Origin of the sequence: Caldimonas sp. (assembly GCF_046289365.1) — a bacterium.
In the GTDB taxonomy this organism is placed as follows: Bacteria; Pseudomonadota; Gammaproteobacteria; order Burkholderiales; family Burkholderiaceae_C; genus Caldimonas.
Genome location: NZ_JBKBVU010000003.1, coordinates 19,395 through 35,832 on the forward strand (window position 1 = coordinate 19,395; position 16,438 = coordinate 35,832).

The 16,438-nt window shown below is 67.9% G+C and carries 16 protein-coding genes; 4 read left to right on the forward strand and 12 right to left on the reverse strand.

Annotation, left to right across the window (positions count from 1 at the left end):
- Positions 1-39: 39 nt before the first annotated feature.
- Positions 40-456, reverse strand: a complete 417-nt coding sequence (locus tag ACK42S_RS00755) for an acyl-CoA thioesterase (RefSeq protein ID WP_409702252.1) — start codon at positions 454-456, stop codon at positions 40-42.
- Between the two features lie 44 nt (positions 457-500).
- Between ACK42S_RS00755 and ACK42S_RS00760 the strand changes: the two genes are divergently transcribed.
- Positions 501-2,318 (forward strand): ABCB family ABC transporter ATP-binding protein/permease, encoded by a 1,818-nt coding sequence (locus tag ACK42S_RS00760; RefSeq protein WP_409702254.1) that lies wholly within the window; start codon positions 501-503, stop codon positions 2,316-2,318.
- An 8-nt stretch (positions 2,319-2,326) separates the two neighbouring features.
- Here the strand turns inward: ACK42S_RS00760 and ACK42S_RS00765 are convergent, their stop codons facing one another.
- Positions 2,327-2,500 carry a hypothetical protein gene (locus ACK42S_RS00765; protein WP_409702256.1) on the reverse strand — a complete coding sequence of 58 codons (174 nt, stop codon included), beginning with the start codon at positions 2,498-2,500 and terminating at the stop codon, positions 2,327-2,329.
- Positions 2,501-2,594: 94 nt separating this feature from the next.
- On the opposite strand from ACK42S_RS00765, the gene ACK42S_RS00770 reads away from it, so the two are divergent.
- Entirely contained in the window at positions 2,595-3,137 is a 543-nt protein-coding gene (locus ACK42S_RS00770; protein WP_409702258.1) for a YaeQ family protein, read from the forward strand.
- A gap of 3 nt (positions 3,138-3,140) precedes the next feature.
- On the opposite strand, the gene ACK42S_RS00775 is transcribed toward ACK42S_RS00770, so the two are convergent.
- The 7 genes from ACK42S_RS00775 to ACK42S_RS00805 all read right to left on the reverse strand — a co-directional run bounded on the left by ACK42S_RS00775 (position 3,141) and on the right by ACK42S_RS00805 (position 10,213).
- Entirely contained in the window at positions 3,141-3,752 is a 612-nt protein-coding gene (locus ACK42S_RS00775) for a YitT family protein (protein ID WP_409702260.1), read from the reverse strand.
- A 66-nt stretch (positions 3,753-3,818) separates the two neighbouring features.
- Positions 3,819-4,481 (reverse strand): sulfite oxidase heme-binding subunit YedZ, encoded by a 663-nt coding sequence (locus ACK42S_RS00780; RefSeq protein ID WP_409702262.1) that lies wholly within the window; start codon positions 4,479-4,481, stop codon positions 3,819-3,821.
- Positions 4,450-5,445 (reverse strand): protein-methionine-sulfoxide reductase catalytic subunit MsrP, encoded by a 996-nt coding sequence (msrP, locus tag ACK42S_RS00785; protein ID WP_409702264.1) that lies wholly within the window; start codon positions 5,443-5,445, stop codon positions 4,450-4,452. The genes ACK42S_RS00780 and msrP overlap by 32 nt, the downstream gene beginning before the upstream one ends.
- Positions 5,446-5,521: 76 nt before the next feature.
- The gene (locus tag ACK42S_RS00790) at positions 5,522-5,953 is read right to left on the reverse strand and encodes a hypothetical protein (protein WP_409702266.1); all 432 of its coding nucleotides are present in this window, start codon (positions 5,951-5,953) and stop codon (positions 5,522-5,524) included.
- A gap of 59 nt (positions 5,954-6,012) precedes the next feature.
- Positions 6,013-7,365 carry a c-type cytochrome biogenesis protein CcsB gene (gene ccsB, locus ACK42S_RS00795; protein WP_409702268.1) on the reverse strand — a complete coding sequence of 451 codons (1,353 nt, stop codon included), beginning with the start codon at positions 7,363-7,365 and terminating at the stop codon, positions 6,013-6,015.
- Positions 7,362-9,497 carry a cytochrome c biogenesis protein ResB gene (locus ACK42S_RS00800; protein WP_409702270.1) on the reverse strand — a complete coding sequence of 712 codons (2,136 nt, stop codon included), beginning with the start codon at positions 9,495-9,497 and terminating at the stop codon, positions 7,362-7,364. The genes ccsB and ACK42S_RS00800 overlap by 4 nt, the downstream gene beginning before the upstream one ends.
- A 98-nt stretch (positions 9,498-9,595) precedes the next feature.
- Entirely contained in the window at positions 9,596-10,213 is a 618-nt protein-coding gene (locus tag ACK42S_RS00805) for a c-type cytochrome (protein WP_409702272.1), read from the reverse strand.
- A gap of 59 nt (positions 10,214-10,272) precedes the next feature.
- Between ACK42S_RS00805 and yihA the strand changes: the two genes are divergently transcribed.
- Together yihA and ACK42S_RS00815 are read left to right on the forward strand one after the other, a co-directional pair.
- Positions 10,273-10,983, forward strand: a complete 711-nt coding sequence (gene yihA / locus ACK42S_RS00810; protein ID WP_409702274.1) for a ribosome biogenesis GTP-binding protein YihA/YsxC — start codon at positions 10,273-10,275, stop codon at positions 10,981-10,983.
- Between the two features lie 88 nt (positions 10,984-11,071).
- Complete coding sequence (locus tag ACK42S_RS00815) at positions 11,072-11,965, forward strand: alpha/beta fold hydrolase (protein ID WP_409702276.1); 894 nt, start codon at positions 11,072-11,074, stop codon at positions 11,963-11,965.
- Positions 11,966-11,968: 3 nt separating this feature from the next.
- Here ACK42S_RS00815 and ACK42S_RS00820 read toward each other — a convergent pair whose 3' ends face one another.
- The 3 genes from ACK42S_RS00820 to groES all read right to left on the reverse strand — a co-directional run bounded on the left by ACK42S_RS00820 (position 11,969) and on the right by groES (position 16,071).
- A complete protein-coding gene (locus tag ACK42S_RS00820) occupies positions 11,969-13,939 on the reverse strand; it encodes a DUF1631 family protein (RefSeq protein ID WP_409702278.1) in 1,971 nt (656 codons plus the stop codon).
- Positions 13,940-14,087: 148 nt separating this feature from the next.
- A complete protein-coding gene (gene groL / locus ACK42S_RS00825) occupies positions 14,088-15,728 on the reverse strand; it encodes a chaperonin GroEL (RefSeq protein WP_409702280.1) in 1,641 nt (546 codons plus the stop codon).
- Positions 15,729-15,780: 52 nt separating this feature from the next.
- The gene (groES, locus tag ACK42S_RS00830; RefSeq protein WP_409663140.1) at positions 15,781-16,071 is read right to left on the reverse strand and encodes a co-chaperone GroES; all 291 of its coding nucleotides are present in this window, start codon (positions 16,069-16,071) and stop codon (positions 15,781-15,783) included.
- Positions 16,072-16,438 lie beyond the last annotated feature (367 nt).

Consider the following 16,438-nt stretch of genomic DNA (forward strand, 5'->3'; position numbering starts at 1 on the left):
TTTGCGTGCCGCAACGCCCGCCTCGCGCGGGCGTTGTGCTTAACGGGGGATCTCTCGCGAGCGGCCTCGCTCGTCAATGGCCACGTAGGTGAGGTTGGCCTCGGTGACCTTCACCACACAGGGATTGGCCGGGTTGCGCTCGGCGAACACCTCGACGTGCACCGTCACCGAGGTGCGCCCCACGCGCTCGACGCGCGAGTAGAACGACAGAAGGTCGCCCACCGACACCGGCTGCTTGAAGATGAACTGGTTGACGGCCACGGTGGCGACGCGCCCGCGCGCCAGGCGCGCGGACTGCACCGAGCCGGCAAGGTCGACCTGGGCCATGATCCAGCCGCCGAAGATGTCGCCGTTGGCATTGGCGTCGGCGGGCATGGGCATCACCCGCAGGACGAGTTCCATGTCGTCGGGCACACTGAAGGCCGGGGTCGAGGCAGGGCTGGAAGCGTCAGGCATCGGCACCACATGAGAGAAATCAAACAAAGATCGGATTGTCCACGATGCGCCGCGCCGTCATGAGCCTGCCCGAGGAAGTCGCCTCGGCCGATGCCCCGGGCTCTCCCCGTTCAGACTGTGCCACCTTGGCCCGTTTGTTGCCCTACCTGTGGCGCTACCGGTGGCGCGTGCTGTTCGCGCTGGCCTTCCTGGTGGGGGCCAAGGTGGCCAACGTGGGCGTGCCGCTGCTGCTCAAGGAGCTGGTGGACAGCCTGTCGATTTCGCCCACCGACCCGCGCGCTGTGCTGGTGGTGCCGGCGGGCCTGCTGCTGGCCTACGGCGGCCTGCGGCTGTGCACGTCGCTGTTCACCGAGCTGCGGGAGCTCATCTTCGCCAAGGCCACCGAAGGGGCGGCGCGCAGCATCTCGCTGCAGGTGTTTCGCCATCTGCATGCCCTGAGCCTGCGCTTCCACCTCGAACGCCAGACCGGCGGCATGACGCGCGACATCGAGCGAGGCACGCGAGCGGTGCATTCGCTCATCTCCTATTCGCTCTACAGCATCGTTCCCACCCTCATCGAAGTGGGCATGGTGCTCACGCTGCTGGCGGTGAAGTTCGACGCGGTCTTTGCCTGGATCACGCTGGCCGCACTGGTGGTCTACGTGGCCTATACCGTGGTGGTGACGGAGTGGCGCACCAAGTTTCGCCGCCTCATGAACGAGATGGACTCGAAGGCCCACTCCCGGGCCATCGACTCGCTGCTGAACTACGAGACGGTCAAGTACTTCAACAACGAGGACTACGAGGCTCGACGCTATGACGAGAGCCTGGAGCGGCTGCGTCGCGCGGCGCTGAAGTCGCAGTCCACGCTGTCGCTGCTCAACACCGGACAGCAGCTCGTGATCTCGGTGGCGCTGATCGCCATGCTGTGGCGGGCCACCGAGGGCGTGGTGGCCGGCACGATGACGCTGGGCGACCTGGTGATGGTCAATGCCTTCATGATCCAGCTCTACATCCCGCTGGGCTTCCTGGGCGTGCTCTACCGCGAGATCAAGCAGTCCCTCACCGACCTGGACAAGATGTTCCGGCTGATGGACCGGCCGCAGGAGGTGCCTGATGCTCCTGGGGCGACGGAGCTGCAGGTGCGCGAAGGCACGGTGCGCTTCGAGAGCGTCGATTTCGGCTACGAGGCCGCGCGGCCCATCCTGCGCGGCGTGAGCTTCGAGATTCCGGCGGGCAAGAAGGTGGCGGTGGTGGGGCCCTCAGGGGCGGGCAAGTCCACGCTGGCGCGGCTACTGTTCCGCTTCTATGATGTCGATGCTGGTCGTATCACCATCGACGGCCAGGACATCCGGCAGGTCACGCAGGCCAGCCTGCGCCGCGCCATTGGCATCGTGCCGCAGGACACGGTGCTGTTCAACGACACGATCGAATACAACATCGCCTATGGCCGGCCCGGAGCCTCGCACGAGGAGGTGGTGGCCGCCGCCCAGGCGGCCCACATCCATGACTTCATCCGCGCCACGCCCAAGGGCTACGACACCCTGGTGGGCGAGCGAGGGCTCAAGCTCTCGGGCGGCGAGAAGCAGCGCGTGGCGATCGCGCGCACGCTGCTGAAGAACCCGCCCATCCTGATCTTCGACGAGGCCACCTCGGCGCTGGACTCGGCCAACGAGCGCGCCATCCAGGCCGAACTGCAATCGGCCGCGCGCAACAAGACGGCGCTGGTGATTGCACACCGGCTGTCCACGGTGGTCGATGCGCACGAGATCCTCGTGATGGAGGCCGGGCGCATCGTCGAGCGCGGCACGCACGCGCAACTGCTGGCCCAGGGCGGGGCCTATGCCCGCATGTGGGCCTTGCAGCAAAGCGGGCAGGAATAGAAAGGCGCTCAGTCCTGGGCCGGTGCAGGGGCTGGACCCTGTGGCGGCAGGGAAGCGTCGGTGTCCGAGGCCGGACCGTCTTCCGGCCGGTGCTCGGCCTTGCGCTTGAGCTTTTCTTCCTTCTTGCGCTTCTTGGCCAGCTCACGCTGGCGCTTCTCGTAGGCGTAGTTTGGGGTGGGCAAGGAGATCCTTTCGTCGGCAGGGAGGGTCGTTCCCATCCTAACCCGGCATGGGCGCCAGGGCGAGCCCGGCCGTCGATATGCCAGACTCGCGGGCATGGCTCTCAAATCCACCATCTTCAAAATCGACCTGCAAATCGCCGACATGGACCGCGGCTACTACGCCGACCATGCCCTGACGATCGCCCGCCATCCGTCAGAAACCGACGAGCGCATGATGGCCCGTGTGCTGGCCTTTGCGCTCTACGCCGCCGAGGACCTCAGCTTCGGCAAGGGCCTGAGCACCAACGACGAGCCCGATTTGTGGCGGCGCGACCTCACCGGCGAGGTGCTGTTGTGGGTGGACGTGGGCCAGCCCGACGAAAAGCTCATCCGCAAAGCCTGCCACCGCGCGCAGCAGGTGGTGGTGCTCACCTTTGGGCGCGTGGCGAACGTGTGGTGGGCCCAGAATCGTCACCTGCTCGAGAGCCAGCCCAAGCTGCGCGTGCTGCACCTCCAGTCCGAGCACGTCGACGCCCTGGCCGCCCTGGTGGAGCGCACGCTGCGCCTGCAGTGCACCATCCAGGACGGGCACATCTGGCTGGGGCATGCGCAGCAGATGGTGGAGTTGGCCGTGCAGGAATGGAAGCCTTGGGGATGAGCCTCACTGCGCCACGTAGCGCCCGGGCTTGTGGTTCACGGCCAGGATGAGGTTGAGTGCCACGGCGCCCAGCAGCGACCACACCACCTGCATCGGCGCGACGATGAAGAAGGCCGCGGCCACGATGCAGCAGTCGATGACCATCTGCACCTGGCCGGCGCGCCAGCCGCGCGATTCCTGCAGGTACAGCGCGAGGATGCCCACGCCGCCCAGGCTGGCGCGGTGGCGAAAGAGCATCAGGAAGCCCGCCCCCATCAGCAGCCCGCCCATCACCGCGGCATAGGCCGGGTGCAGGCCGGCAAAGCCCAGCGCCATCGGGTGGAACTCGGCGAAGAGCGAGAGCAGGGCCACCGCGATGAAGGTCTTGAGCGTGAAGTCCCGCCCGAGCTTGCGCAGCGCGATCCCGTAGAAGGGCAGGTTGAGGAGGAAGAAGATCTTGCCGAAGCTGATGCCACTGGCGTAGTGCAGCAGGAAGGCCAGGCCGGCCGTGCCGCCGGTGAGCAGCCCCGTGTGGTTGAACATCACCACGCCCAGCGAGATGAACAGCGTGCCCGTCACCAGGGCCTGGGCGTCGTCGAAGAGGGAATGGCGTTCGATGGGGGCGGTGGCAGACACAGGTAACTCGGCACAGAACAAGGCCGCCAGTGTAGGCAAACCGGGCGTCACCCCCCTGGCGTTGGATCAAGCCGGCTGCGCGGCTGCAGCGCGGCGGCGCCAGGCGCGCCACACCCGCGCGCCCAGCAAGATGGCGATGATCAGCGCATACACGCCCACTTCAGCATAGTCGTTCTTGCCCGAGCGCATCCAGAAGAAGTGCAGCAGCGCCAGGCCGGCCACCGCGTACACGAGGCGGTGCAAGGCCTGCCAGCGCACCGCGCCCAGGGCCCGGATGGCCCGGTTGAAGGAGGTGGCCGCCAGGGGCAGCATCAACAAAAAGGCCGCAAAGCCCACCAGAATGAAGGGCCGCTTGGCGATGTCGCGGGCGATGTCATCCACGTAGAAGCCCATGTCGAACCAGGCGTAGCACAGCAGGTGCAGCACACCGTAGAAGAAGGTGAACAGGCCCAGCATGCGCCGAAAGCGCGCCAGGCCGTGCCAGCCGGTGGCGTGCCGCGCCGGCGTGACGGCCAGCGTGAGGCTGAGCAGGCGCAGCGTCCAGTCGCCCGTGCCGCGGGTCAGGGCCTCGGCCGGGTTGGCGCCCAGGGTGTCGGCCACCGCACCCCACATCAGGTGGGCCAAGGGCAGCAGGCACAGCACGAACACCAGCGGCTTGGCCGCCGGGTGCAGCAGGGTGCGCGAGGCGTTCACACCGTCAGTAGAACTTCTTGAGGTCCATGCCGGCATAGAGCTGACCCACCTGGGCCTCGTAGCCGTTGAACATCAGCGTGGGGCGCTTGCGGGTGAACAGGCCGTCCTCGCCGATGCGCCGCTCGGTGGCCTGGCTCCAGCGCGGATGGTCCACCGTGGGATTCACGTTGGAATAAAAGCCGTACTCGTGCGGGGCCGCCACGTTCCAGGCGGTGTCGGGCTGCTTGTCGGTGAAGCGGATTTTCACGAGGGACTTGCCGCTTTTGAAGCCGTATTTCCAGGGCACCACCAGGCGCAGCGGCGCGCCGTTCTGGTTGGGCAGCACCTCGCCGTACAGGCCGAAGGCCAGCAGCGTGAGCGGGTGCATCGCCTCATCCAGGCGCAGGCCTTCCACATAGGGCCACAACAGCACGCGCGAGTTGAGCCCGGGCATCTGGGCCTTGTCGGCCAGGGTGTGGAACTCGACGTATTTCGCGTTGCCCGTGGGCTCGACGCGGCGGATCAGCTCGTTGAGCGAATAGCCCACCCAGGGGATCACCATCGACCAGCCCTCGACGCAGCGCAGGCGGTAGATGCGCTCTTCCATCGGTGCGAGCTTCAGCAAGGTCTCGATGTCGTAGGTGCCGGGCTTGCGCACCTCGCCTTCGACCACCACGGTCCAGGGGCGCGTCTTGAGGCTGCCGGCGCGGCGGGCTGGGTCGGCCTTGTCGGTGCCGAACTCGTAGAAGTTGTTGTAGGTGGTGACGTCCTCGTAGGCGGTGAGCTTTTCCATCGTCATCGCACCGGCCAGCTTGCTGGGGGTGCCAGACAGTGCGGCCAGGCGGCCCGGGCCGCGGGTCTGGGCCAGGGCCTGCCGGCCAGCCCAGGCGGCCAGCGCGGCGCCGGCGGCCCCGGTGGCCATCCAGCGCAGCCAGTCGCGCCGGGCGGCATAGACCTCACGCGGGGTGATTTCGGAGGCGACCGGGTGGTCGTAGGTGCGGGCGTGTTTCAGGTAGCGCATGGCGGGCCTTCCAGGGACTTCACCGTTGGAAAGAGTGGCATCCGCCGAGGTTCCCTGCCGGCGTGGGGGCTTGTGCTCAGCGCCCCAGATCGTCGTGAAAGCCGGTGTCGATCACGTCCAGCCCCGAGGTGGTGGGGTTGTCGCCTTGCTGCGGATCCCGGTGGGTGACCCCTTCCAGCGCTGCCGGGTCGAAGAGCGTCAGGGCGTTGCGGGCCTGGTTGTCGCGGAAGCGCTTGCGCGAGAAGAGCTTGCGCTGGGCGTCGACAGGCAGGTCGGTGACGCGAATGATGTTGCGTGCGATCAACAGATCGATCACGTCCTCGAGCACCCGCACGAAGTCGGCATCCAGGGCCTGGAAGGCCTCCTGGCGCTGGGTGCTGCCGGCACTGAGGCCGAGGAAACCCTGGACCTCGGCATGGTCATCGGGCAGGAACTCCTGGGTCTCGGGCGTGGGCTCTCGGTGCAGGCTCACGACCACACCGTGGACATTGCGTGCGACGAAGGGCATGGTCGGCGGCCGCGCAGGTGGACAGGCTGCCGACTATACGCCCCCGCCGCCGGCGGCGTTCAAAGTTCGCCGTAGGAGTGCAGGCCCGACAGGAACATGTTCACACCCAGGAAGGCGAAGGTTGTGACGGCCAGCCCCACCAGTGCCCACCAGGCCGACAGCGTGCCGCGCAGGCCCTTCATCAGGCGCATGTGCAGCCAGGCCGCGTAGTTCAGCCACACAATCAGGGCCCAGGTCTCCTTCGGGTCCCAGCTCCAGTAGCCGCCCCAGGCCTCGGCAGCCCACAGCGCACCCAGGATGGTGGCGATCGTGAAGAAGGCGAAGCCCACCGCGATGGCCTTGTACATCACGTCGTCGAGCACCTCGTCGCTGGGCAGCCTGGCGGCGATGCGCCGGCGCAGCGAGAGGATGCCTCCCACGATCAGGGCCGAGACGCCGAAGTACACCGCCCAGTAGCTGCTGATGCCGCCGTCGGGCGTCTGGCGGAACACCAGCGGCTCGAAGCACAGCACCACCCCCAGCAGCCACAGCGGGGCCAGCTTGTACCAGCGCGTCTCGCCGGCCTGCTGCTTGATGAGATACGCGAAGGCCACCATCGCGGCGAGCGCGAAGGTGCCGTAGCCGATGAAGTTGGCCGGCACGTGCAGCTTCATCCACCAGCTCTGCAAGGCGGGCACCAGCGGTTGGATCTCGTGCGCGCCGCGCTCGACCGTGTACCACAGCAGAAAGCCCACCGCGGCGCTGACGATGAGCATCGCAAAGGCCCCCAGGCTGCGCACGTTCTCGCGCTGGCGGTACTGGTCCTCGTAATACAGCCAATACAGCGTGGTGAGCCAGCAGAACAGCACGAAGACCTCGTAGAGGTTGCTCACCGGGATGTGGCCGATGTCCGGGGCGATCTGGTGGCTCTCAAACCAGCGCACCATCGAGCCGATCAGGCCCATGGCCACGGCCGCCCAGGCCAGGCGCGAGCCCAGGCGCTCGGCCGTGGCGGTGTCGGTCCGGGTGAAGAAGCCGATCCAGTAGAACACCGTGCTCATGAAAAAGAGCAGGCTCATCCACAGGATGGCGCTCTGGCTGGACAGGAAGTACTTGAGCAGGAAGACCTTGTCGGCCTGGGACAGGTCGGCCCCGAAGCCGTCAGACACCCGCGCATAAAGAGCGATGGCCAGCAGTGAGGCGGCGCCCACCACCAGCGCCAGCACGCGCAGCGGGCGCCAGAACCAGCCCAGCCACACGGCGGCCGGCGCGGCGCCCACGAGGATGGCCTTCTCGTAGACGTCCATCGAGGCGGCATAGCGCTGGAAGGCGTAGCCCGTGCCGGCGACGATCAGCACGGCAAAGAGCCAGTCGAACCAGGTGCGCCGCGCGAAATAGCCTGGCGCGTCGAGCGAAAGCGTGGTGGTGTTCATCGGGCCTCCGGGGCGGCACCTTGCAGCAGGGCCTGCTTGAGGTGGTCGAATTCTCGGTCGGTGTCCAGGGTGTGGCGGGTGGACGACAGGGCCGTGGTCACACGGGTGTGGCCGCTTTGGCCCGGTGCGTCTTCGAGCCAGATCCACAGGCGGCGTTCCCTGACATAGAGCATCGCGAACACGCCGACGATGAGCAGCACGCAGCCCAGGTAGACCAGGGATTTGCCCGGGGTGCGGGCGACCTGGAAGACGCTGGCCTGCACCTGCTCGAAATCTTTCAGCTCCAGCAGCAGCGGGGCCGGGTAGTAAGCTTCGTCCGACAGCGACAGCACCGCCTGGGTCATGAAGGCGCGGGTGGATTCGTCCTGCGGCAGCGGTGCCAGGCCGGCCTGGGCGCGGCTGTCTTGCAGCAGCTCGAACAGCACGCCGTTGAGGATGCGGATCAGCACCTCGGAGGTGCGCGCCCGGTCGGTTTCGGGGACGTTGGCCTCCATGAACTCCGAAATCGCCTGCAGACCCCCCACCGGGGCCTCGCCGGGACGCACCGGCTCGGCGCCGGCGAACAGCGCCAGGCTGCGCAGGGCCGACACACGAAGCCGCTCGGCCAGGTCGGAGCGGGCCGGATCGACCGCTGCGCGCACGTAGCGCTGCACGGCGCGCTCGCGCATCGCCGGGTCGTGCAGGGCATCGCGCAATCGCATCCAGCCGTCCAAGCTGTCGGCCTCGTCGGCCGGAATGCGCAAGTAGCGGAAGCTCTCGGCCGGCGTGTCGCGCACGCCGGCCAGGAAGACGCGCCGGCCGTCGAGCTCCACCGGCAGCATGTAGTTGTGGAACTCGCGGGCCTGGCCCGAGGCGTCGCGCAGCTTGTAGGTCACCGAGGGCCCGACGTTGCGCAGACCCTTGTCGCTGCCCGGTGCGCCCGAGCCCAGGTGCTGCTGCAGGCTGGCCACCAGATCGACCTTGCGCACGTCGGTGGCGCCGGTATTGGCCTGGCCGAGGTTCTCGACATTGATCACCCGCAGCCCGGTGAATTCCAGCGTCAAGGGCTGGCCGTCGGGGGTGCGCAGCTCGGTGCTGCTGCCCACGGTGCCGGCCACCTCGAATCGGCGGCCCGGCCCGCCCATCGGATAGGCCCGCAGCGTCAGGCGCGAGCCCCCATCGTCAAAGCTGGATTGATAGATCGCCATGCCGGCGTGATAAAGCGGTTTGTTGACCTCAATGCGTGCCTGGCGGGTCTGGCCGGTTTGGCGGTCGTGCACCACCACCTCGCTGGCAAACAGCTTGGGCATGCCGGTCTCGTAGTACTCCACGATGAAGCGCTTGAGCTCCAGGTCGAAGGGCAGGGGCTGCAGCAGCACGCCGTCGGGCTGGTTGAGCAGGACCACACCCGAGCGCGAGCCCTCAGGCACCATCAGGTTGCCGCGGAAGGCGGCGGTGTCGGTGCTCAGCCAATGCTGGGGTGGCACCTCGCTGATGAGGCCGCCGCCGGCGTAGGGGCTTTTGCCGTTGAGCCACATCTGTGCACGCACCATCAGATCGCCGTCGAGCAGGCCGCCGATGCACACCAGCACGATGGCCGAATGCGCCGCCAGGTAGCCGAGCTTGTTGGCCGAGCCCTTCTTGGCGGCCACCATCACGCCGCGCACCGTCTGCCCGTCGCGGCGCACCTGCGCACGGGCTTTCCAGCCGTTGCGCTGCAGCAGGGCCGTCACCCGCTCGAAGACCGCCTCGCGCGGCTCGGCCACCACGCCCCGGGCCTTGTGATGAAAGGCCTGCAGCGCCTGCTCGCGCACCTGTTCCTTGTAGGCCTTGAGCTCATGGGCGATCTTGGGGGCGTTGCGCGCGATGCACAGCGAGGTCGACACCACCAGGAAGGCCAGGATGAGCAGGAACCACCAGGCGCTGTAGACCGCATACAACCCCAGCTGGCCGAACAGCTCGGCCCAGAAGGGACCGAACTGGTTGACGTAGTTCGTGAACGGCTGGTGCTGCTGCACCACGGTGCCGATCACCGAGGCGATGCAGATGACGGTCAGCAGCGCGATGGCAAACCGCATCGACGAGAGCATCTCGATGGCCTCGCGCCAGGCGCGTGATCCACGGGCGAGCTGCAGGCCGGAGGTGGCGGTCATGGGGCGTTCGGGTTGGAGCGTGCAAGCAAAAAAGGCGGGCATCCCTCCCAGGGGGCCCGCCTTCTTGCTGTGTGGGTCTCGGCTTGCGGGTCGCGGTGTCAGCGCAGACCGGCAATATAGTCTGACACGGCCTTGATTTCCACGTCGCTCATGCGGGCGGCGATGGCCGTCATCTGGGCGCTGTTGGCGCGCGCGCCGCTGCGGAAGGCGGTCATCTGGGCCACGGTGTAGTCGGCATGCTGGCCGCTCAGACGCGGGTACTGCGAAGGGATGCCCGAGCCGGCCGGGCCGTGGCAGGCCGCGCAGGCGGGCACGGCCTTCTCGGCGATGCCGCCGCGGTAGATGCGCTCACCCAGGCGGATGGTGTCTTTCTGGGTGGCCACGCCGGGGCGGGCTTGCTTGCTGGCGTAGAACGCAGCCACGTTGCGCATGTCCTCGTCGCTCAGCGTGGCGGCAAAGCCGGCCATCACCGCATTCTGGCGCTTGCCGGACTTGAACTCCTGCAGTTGCTTGACCAGGTACTCCGGGTGCTGGCCGGCGATGATCGGGTTGGCCGGTGTGCCCCGGCTGCCGTCTGCCGTGTGGCAGGCCACGCACACCTGGTTCGCGATCGCCTGGCCCTTGGCCAGGTCGGGCTTGGCGGGAGCTTGGCCAAGCGCCGCCATCGGGGCGGCCCACACAGTTGCGGCAAACAGCAGGGTGACGGTCGATTTCATGTCGTGGGAGGCAGTTGTAGGCCGAAGGCAAAACCCGCGGATTTTACAATGCCCATTCCATGCCCAGCCAATCCACCCCCTCCGGCGCCCGTGCGCCTTCCGCCCAGACCGACCCGGCCGCCCGTGCCGCGCTGGCCTGGCTGCACACCGCCCGATTCCTGACCACAGCCAGCGAACTGCACCAACTGCCGGTCAGCGAACGGCCGGAAATCGCCTTCGTGGGCCGCTCCAACGCCGGCAAGTCCACCGCGATCAACACCCTGGCGCAGCAACGCCAGCTCGCGTTCGCCTCCAAGACCCCGGGGCGCACCCAGCACATCAACCTCTTCGAGCTGGGCCCGCGCGACGCCGCCGATGCCCTGCTGGCCGATCTGCCCGGCTACGGCTACGCGGCCGTGGAGCGCAGCGCCAAGCTGCGCTGGCAGGCGGTGATGGCCGATTACCTCGCGCTGCGCCGCAACCTGGCCGGTGTGGTGCTGCTGGTGGATCCGCGCCAGGGCCTGACCGAACTCGACCACCAGCTCCTGCAGTTCGTGGCCCCGCGTGTGGGCAATGGCAGCGTGAAGCTGTTGGTGGTGTTGACCAAGGCCGACAAACTCACCCGCCAGCAAGCCGCGCAGGCCCAACGGGCCGCGCAAGAGGCCCTGGCCACCTACGTCACCGACGAGGCCGACGTCGGCCTGGCGCTGTTCTCGGGCCTGCGCCGTACCGGCCTGGACGACGTGGCCACCACGCTGCACGGCTGGGTGCACGGCGGCACCCCCGCGTAAACCCCGAGCGGCGCGGGTCGCCAACGCGACGCCGCCACCGCCGCGCCCGGCCGATACTCCAGGGCATCCTGCCCTGGGAGTGTTGCGCATGAGCCTGGAGACTTTCGACGTCGATCTGCCGCACGGCATCCGCCTGGCCTGCCGGGCCCAGGGGCCGCGCGAGGCGCCGGTGCTGGTGTTCCTGCATGGCTTTCCAGAGGCGGCCTTCATCTGGGACGAGGTCGGCGCGATGCTGGCCGGGCGCTTTCGCTGCGTGGCACCAAACCTGCGCGGCTACCCGGGCTCGTCCTCACCGGCCGAGGTCGAGGCCTACCGGGCCAAGCACCTGGTGCGCGACATCGCCGCCTTGATCGAGCACCTGGGCGCCCCCGTTGCCGCCTTGGTGGCCCATGACTGGGGCGGGGCGGTGGCCTGGAACCTGGCGGCACAGCAACCCGCGCTGATCGAGCGTCTGGTGATCGTGAACTCGCCGCATCCGGGCACTTTCTTGCGCGAACTGCAGCACAACCCGGCGCAGCAACGGGCCAGCGCCTACATGAACTTCCTGTGCCGCCCCGATGCGCAGGACCTGCTGGCCGAGAACGACTTCGCCCGCCTGTGGCCCTTCTTCACGAGCATGGGCGCCGGCGCCGACGGCCACGGCTGGCTCACCGAGGCGGTGAAGGACCAGTACCGCGCCGCCTGGCGCCACGGACTGACCGGGCCGCTGAACTACTACCGCGCCTCGCCCCTGCGCCCCGCCCAGGGGCAGGCCGACGCGATCCACGGCCTGCGCTTCGACGACGCCCAGGTGCGCGTGGAGCGCCCCACGCTGGTGATCTGGGGCGAGGGCGACATGGCCCTGCCGCCCTCGCTGCTGGACGGGCTGGAACACTGGGTGCCGCGCCTGGAATTGCTGCGCGTGCCCGGTGCCACGCACTGGATCGTGCACGAGCAGCCCGGTCTCGTGGCCGAGGCCATCGCCGGCTTCGTGCCGGACTGAACGTCAGCGGATCGGATCGTCCAGGTCCTGGATCAGGCTGTCCACCGCCCGCTGCATCAGCGAGCGCTCCTCGAGCAGGGTGATCAGCCCCTCGGACAGCAGCCGCTCCACGGCCCGGCGCGTCAGCGAATGCGACTGGCCCGCATGCTGGCTGGCGAACATGAAGAACTGGCCGTTGTCACTGCTCCACATCAACTGGGCCGTGACCCACTGGCCCTGCACGAACATGTGATACCACGAGCCCGGTGTGAGCTGGGCCAGCCAGGCTTGCCGGGCCAGCCGGCCGGCCTCGGTCTCGGTCTGGTCCATCAGGCCCACCGGCACGGTGGGCAGCACGCTGCGGTCCACCGGCGCGTCGGGCCCGGGCGGCAACGGGTCGGGCTCGTCGCGCAACTGCTGCACGATCTGCTCGGGCGTGAGCGCTTCGGCAGGCGACGGTGCCGGCGGTGCCTCGCCGCGCAGCACCGCGCCATGGTGGGCCGCCAGCTCGGCCAGGATCGCGTCGCGCTGGGCCGCGGGCCAGGCGATCAGGTCCAGGCCGCGGTTCAGGCTGGCCAGCAGCTCGGGCCGAAGGGCGCGCAGCCGGGCCCGGTCGGCCGGGGCCGTCAGCGGCTGCATGCTCCACAGCAGCTCGTCGACCGTGTGCATCAGCTCCTGGGCCTGGGCGGAATGTTCGCCGTGGCGGGCTATGGCCTCGACCATCGCGTCCACCCAGGGACCGAAGAGGAAGTCGCGCAGCGACTGGCTGAGCGAAGCCCCCTGCATCTGGCGCACCTGCTGGCGCAGCACGCCGCGCAACTGGTCGGCCCGCTCGATGCGCTGCAGCTTCTCCAGTGCCGCGCGCGAGCGCTCCAGTGCCTCGCGGCTGCGCTCGTCGATGAAGTGATTGATGTCGTCCTGGCCCTTCAGGAAGTGCTGCGCCTGGGGCGCGGGCAGCGCGACGATGCGGTCGATCACGCTGCGGGCGAACGCCATGAAATCGCGCAGGCGTTCGTCCTGCGGGTCGTCATAACCCGCGCAGTGGGCCGACAGGCGGTTCAGGAGCTGCCAGACCGGATGGTCGGACTGGCGCACCAGGGCCGGGTCGCGTTGTGCCAGCCCGAGCACCGCCGGCTTGAGCCGCCCCAGCAGGCTGCGCACGGCATCGATGAGCTTCGGGTCGGCCAGGATCTGGTCGAACAGGCGGTTGACCAGCGTCTGCGCCTCGGCGGCGGCCCCGTCCAGCGGCGTCGGGTGGCTGCGGCTCACCCGTTCGAGCAGCCGGCCCAGCGTGCCCGAATCGGTGAGCTCGAAGCCTGTGCCCCCCGCCGGCACCGCCGGCGCGGCCGAGGGCACGGCCCGGAAGGCCAGGGGCTGCACACCCAGGGCTTCCAGCCGGCGGCAGATCTGCTCGTATTCGACCTTGAGCGCCTCGGCCAACCGGGCCCCGGCCATGCGCAACAGCAGCATGCGCGACTCGGCCGACACCCGCAGCTCGTGGGTCGAGCGGCTGAGCGCACGGGCAAACACTTCCGGGCGCAGCGGGTTGGCCTCGCGGCGGATCTCCTGCCAGCCGCGCACCGCGGCCATGAAGGCCTGCACCTCCCGCAGCTCCCACTCGGCCTGCTGGTCGATCTGGGCGATCACCCGGGAGATCTCGATGTCCTCGGCCGCCTGGCCCTCGTCCACCAGGCTCAGGTCGTCCAGACTCAGGGCCAGCGGCTTGCGCGGGGCCGCCCGCGCGGCGCCGGAATCGGTCATCGCCTCGCGCACCCCCTGGGCGATGAGCTCCTGCAGCGAGCGTATCCAGTCCGCCTTGCGGGCCTGCAGCACCTCCATCAGCGCGAAGAACTGCCGGCGGTCCTGAGCCAGCGCCATCTGGGCATTGGGATTGCGCAACTCTTCCAGCGTGCGCTCGACCACATCGCGGGCCAGCAGCGGCACGCCCTGGACGATGGAATCAAGGGAAGTCGACAGGGCGGGTGGGTGGCTCATGAAAGAAGGGGCGTGGTGTCCCGTATTGTTGAGCCCGGCGCGGGGCGGCGCAATCCCGATGAGCCTGCCACAGGGGCATGGCTTGACCACAGAATGTAAAAAAGGGCCGCATGCGCGGCCCTTTTTTGAGGCGAGCTGCCTGGGGGACTTACATGTCCATGCCCATGCCGCCCATGCCCCCCATGCCGGCACCGGCGGCCGGGGTCTCGTCCTTCGGCGCTTCGGCCACCATGGCTTCGGTGGTGAGCATCAGGCCGGCGACCGAGGCGGCGTTCTGCAGGGCCGTGCGGGTCACCTTGGTCGGATCCAGGATGCCCATCTCGATCATGTCGCCATAGGTGCCGTTGGCGGCGTTGTAACCGAAGTTGCCCTTGCCTTCGAGCACCTTGGCGATCACCACGCTGGGCTCGTCGCCGGCGTTGGCCACGATCTGGCGCAGGGGCTCCTCGACGGCGCGCAGCACGATCTTGATGCCCGCTTCCTGGTCGGGGTTGTCACCCTTGATCTGGCCGGCCGCCTGCTTGGCGCGCAGCAGGGCCACGCCACCGCCAGCGACGATGCCCTCTTCCACGGCCGCACGGGTGGCATGCAGGGCGTCTTCGACGCGGGCCTTCTTCTCCTTCATCTCGACCTCGGTGGCCGCACCCACCTTGATCACGGCCACGCCACCGGCCAGCTTGGCCACGCGCTCTTGCAGCTTCTCGCGGTCGTAGTCGGAGGTGGCTTCCTCGATTTGCACGCGGATCTGCTTCACGCGGGCTTCGATGTCGGCCGCGGCACCGGCGCCATCGATGATGGTGGTGTTCTCCTTGGCCACTTCCACGCGCTTGGCCTGGCCCAGGTCGGCCAGTTGCACCTTCTCGAGCGTCAGGCCCACTTCCTCGGAGATCACCTTGCCGCCGGTCAGGATGGCGATGTCCTCCAGCATGGCCTTGCGACGGTCGCCGAAGCCCGGGGCCTTGACGGCGCACACCTTCAGGATGCCGCGGATGGTGTTCACCACCAGCGTGGCCAGGGCTTCACCTTCCACTTCCTCGGCGATGATCAGCAGCGGACGGCCGGCCTTGGCCACCTGCTCCAGCGTGGGCAGCAGGTCGCGGATGTTGCTGATCTTCTTGTCGTGCAGCAGCACGTACGGGTTCTCGAGGATCGCGGCCTGCTTCTCGGGGTTGTTGATGAAGTAGGGCGACAGGTAACCGCGGTCGAACTGCATGCCTTCCACGACATCGAGTTCGTTGTCCAGGCTCTTGCCGTCTTCGACGGTGATCACGCCTTCCTTGCCCACCTTGTCCATCGCGTCGGCGATGATCTTGCCGATGGATTCATCGGAGTTGGCGGAGATGGCGCCCACCTGAGCGATCTCCTTGCTGGTGGTGGTGGCCTTCGAAGCCTTCTTGAGCTGCTCGACCAGGGCGGCGACGGCCTTGTCGATGCCGCGCTTCAGATCCATCGGGTTCATGCCGGCGGCCACGTACTTCATGCCCTCGCGCACGATGGCCTGGGCCAGCACGGTGGCGGTGGTGGTGCCGTCACCGGCGTTGTCGCTGGTCTTGGACGCCACTTCCTTGACCATCTGGGCGCCCATGTTCTGGAGCTTGTCCTTCAGCTCGATCTCCTTGGCCACGGACACACCGTCCTTGGTCACGGTGGGGGCGCCGAAGGAGCGCTCGAGCACCACGTTGCGGCCCTTCGGGCCCAGGGTCACCTTGACCGCATTGGCCAGGATGTTCACGCCTTCGACCATGCGGGCGCGGGCTTCACCGCCGAAAACGACGTCTTTAGCTGCCATAAGAAATTCTCCGGATTCGTTGCTGAGATCTGTTCAGACGGGGGTGGCAGGATTACTTTTCCACCACGGCGAAGAGGTCTTCCTCGCGCATGACCAGCAGTTCTTCGCCGTCGACCTTGACGGTCTGGCCGCTGTACTTGCCGAACAGCACACGGTCACCGACCTTGACGTTGGGCGCCACGAAGTCGCCCTTGTCATTGCGCTTGCCCGGACCCACGGCCAGGACCTCACCCTGATCGGGCTTCTCGGCGGCGTTGTCAGGGATGACGATGCCCGAAGCGGTCTTGGTTTCGTTTTCCAGGCGCTTGACGATCACGCGATCGTGCAGAGGACGAAGTTTCATGACATCTCCTAAGAGTGAGAACCAACTTCTGGTTGATGGCTGATGCGATAAAGCACCAACTTGATAGGCATGATCGGCGGGGAATCCGACCCAACAGGCCTGCCCCGGGATCATTAGCACTCATGTTGGATGAGTGCTAACAGCGACGAATTATAGGGGTGGGTGCAGCTTCTTCAAGAGGGCGTCTCGGCCCCCCGGTGTTCAGCCCGCAGCACCCATGCAGCGCCAGCCGGGAGGCTGTTGGAAGGCGTGCAGGCATCTATCGATACATGTGGATCGATAGTCAATCGCAATGCCGCAGTGGGTCGGCACGAGGCCTACGGCGCCTTGCACCGCCACGCCCAGGGCTCGCGGCCGGTCGTCCACG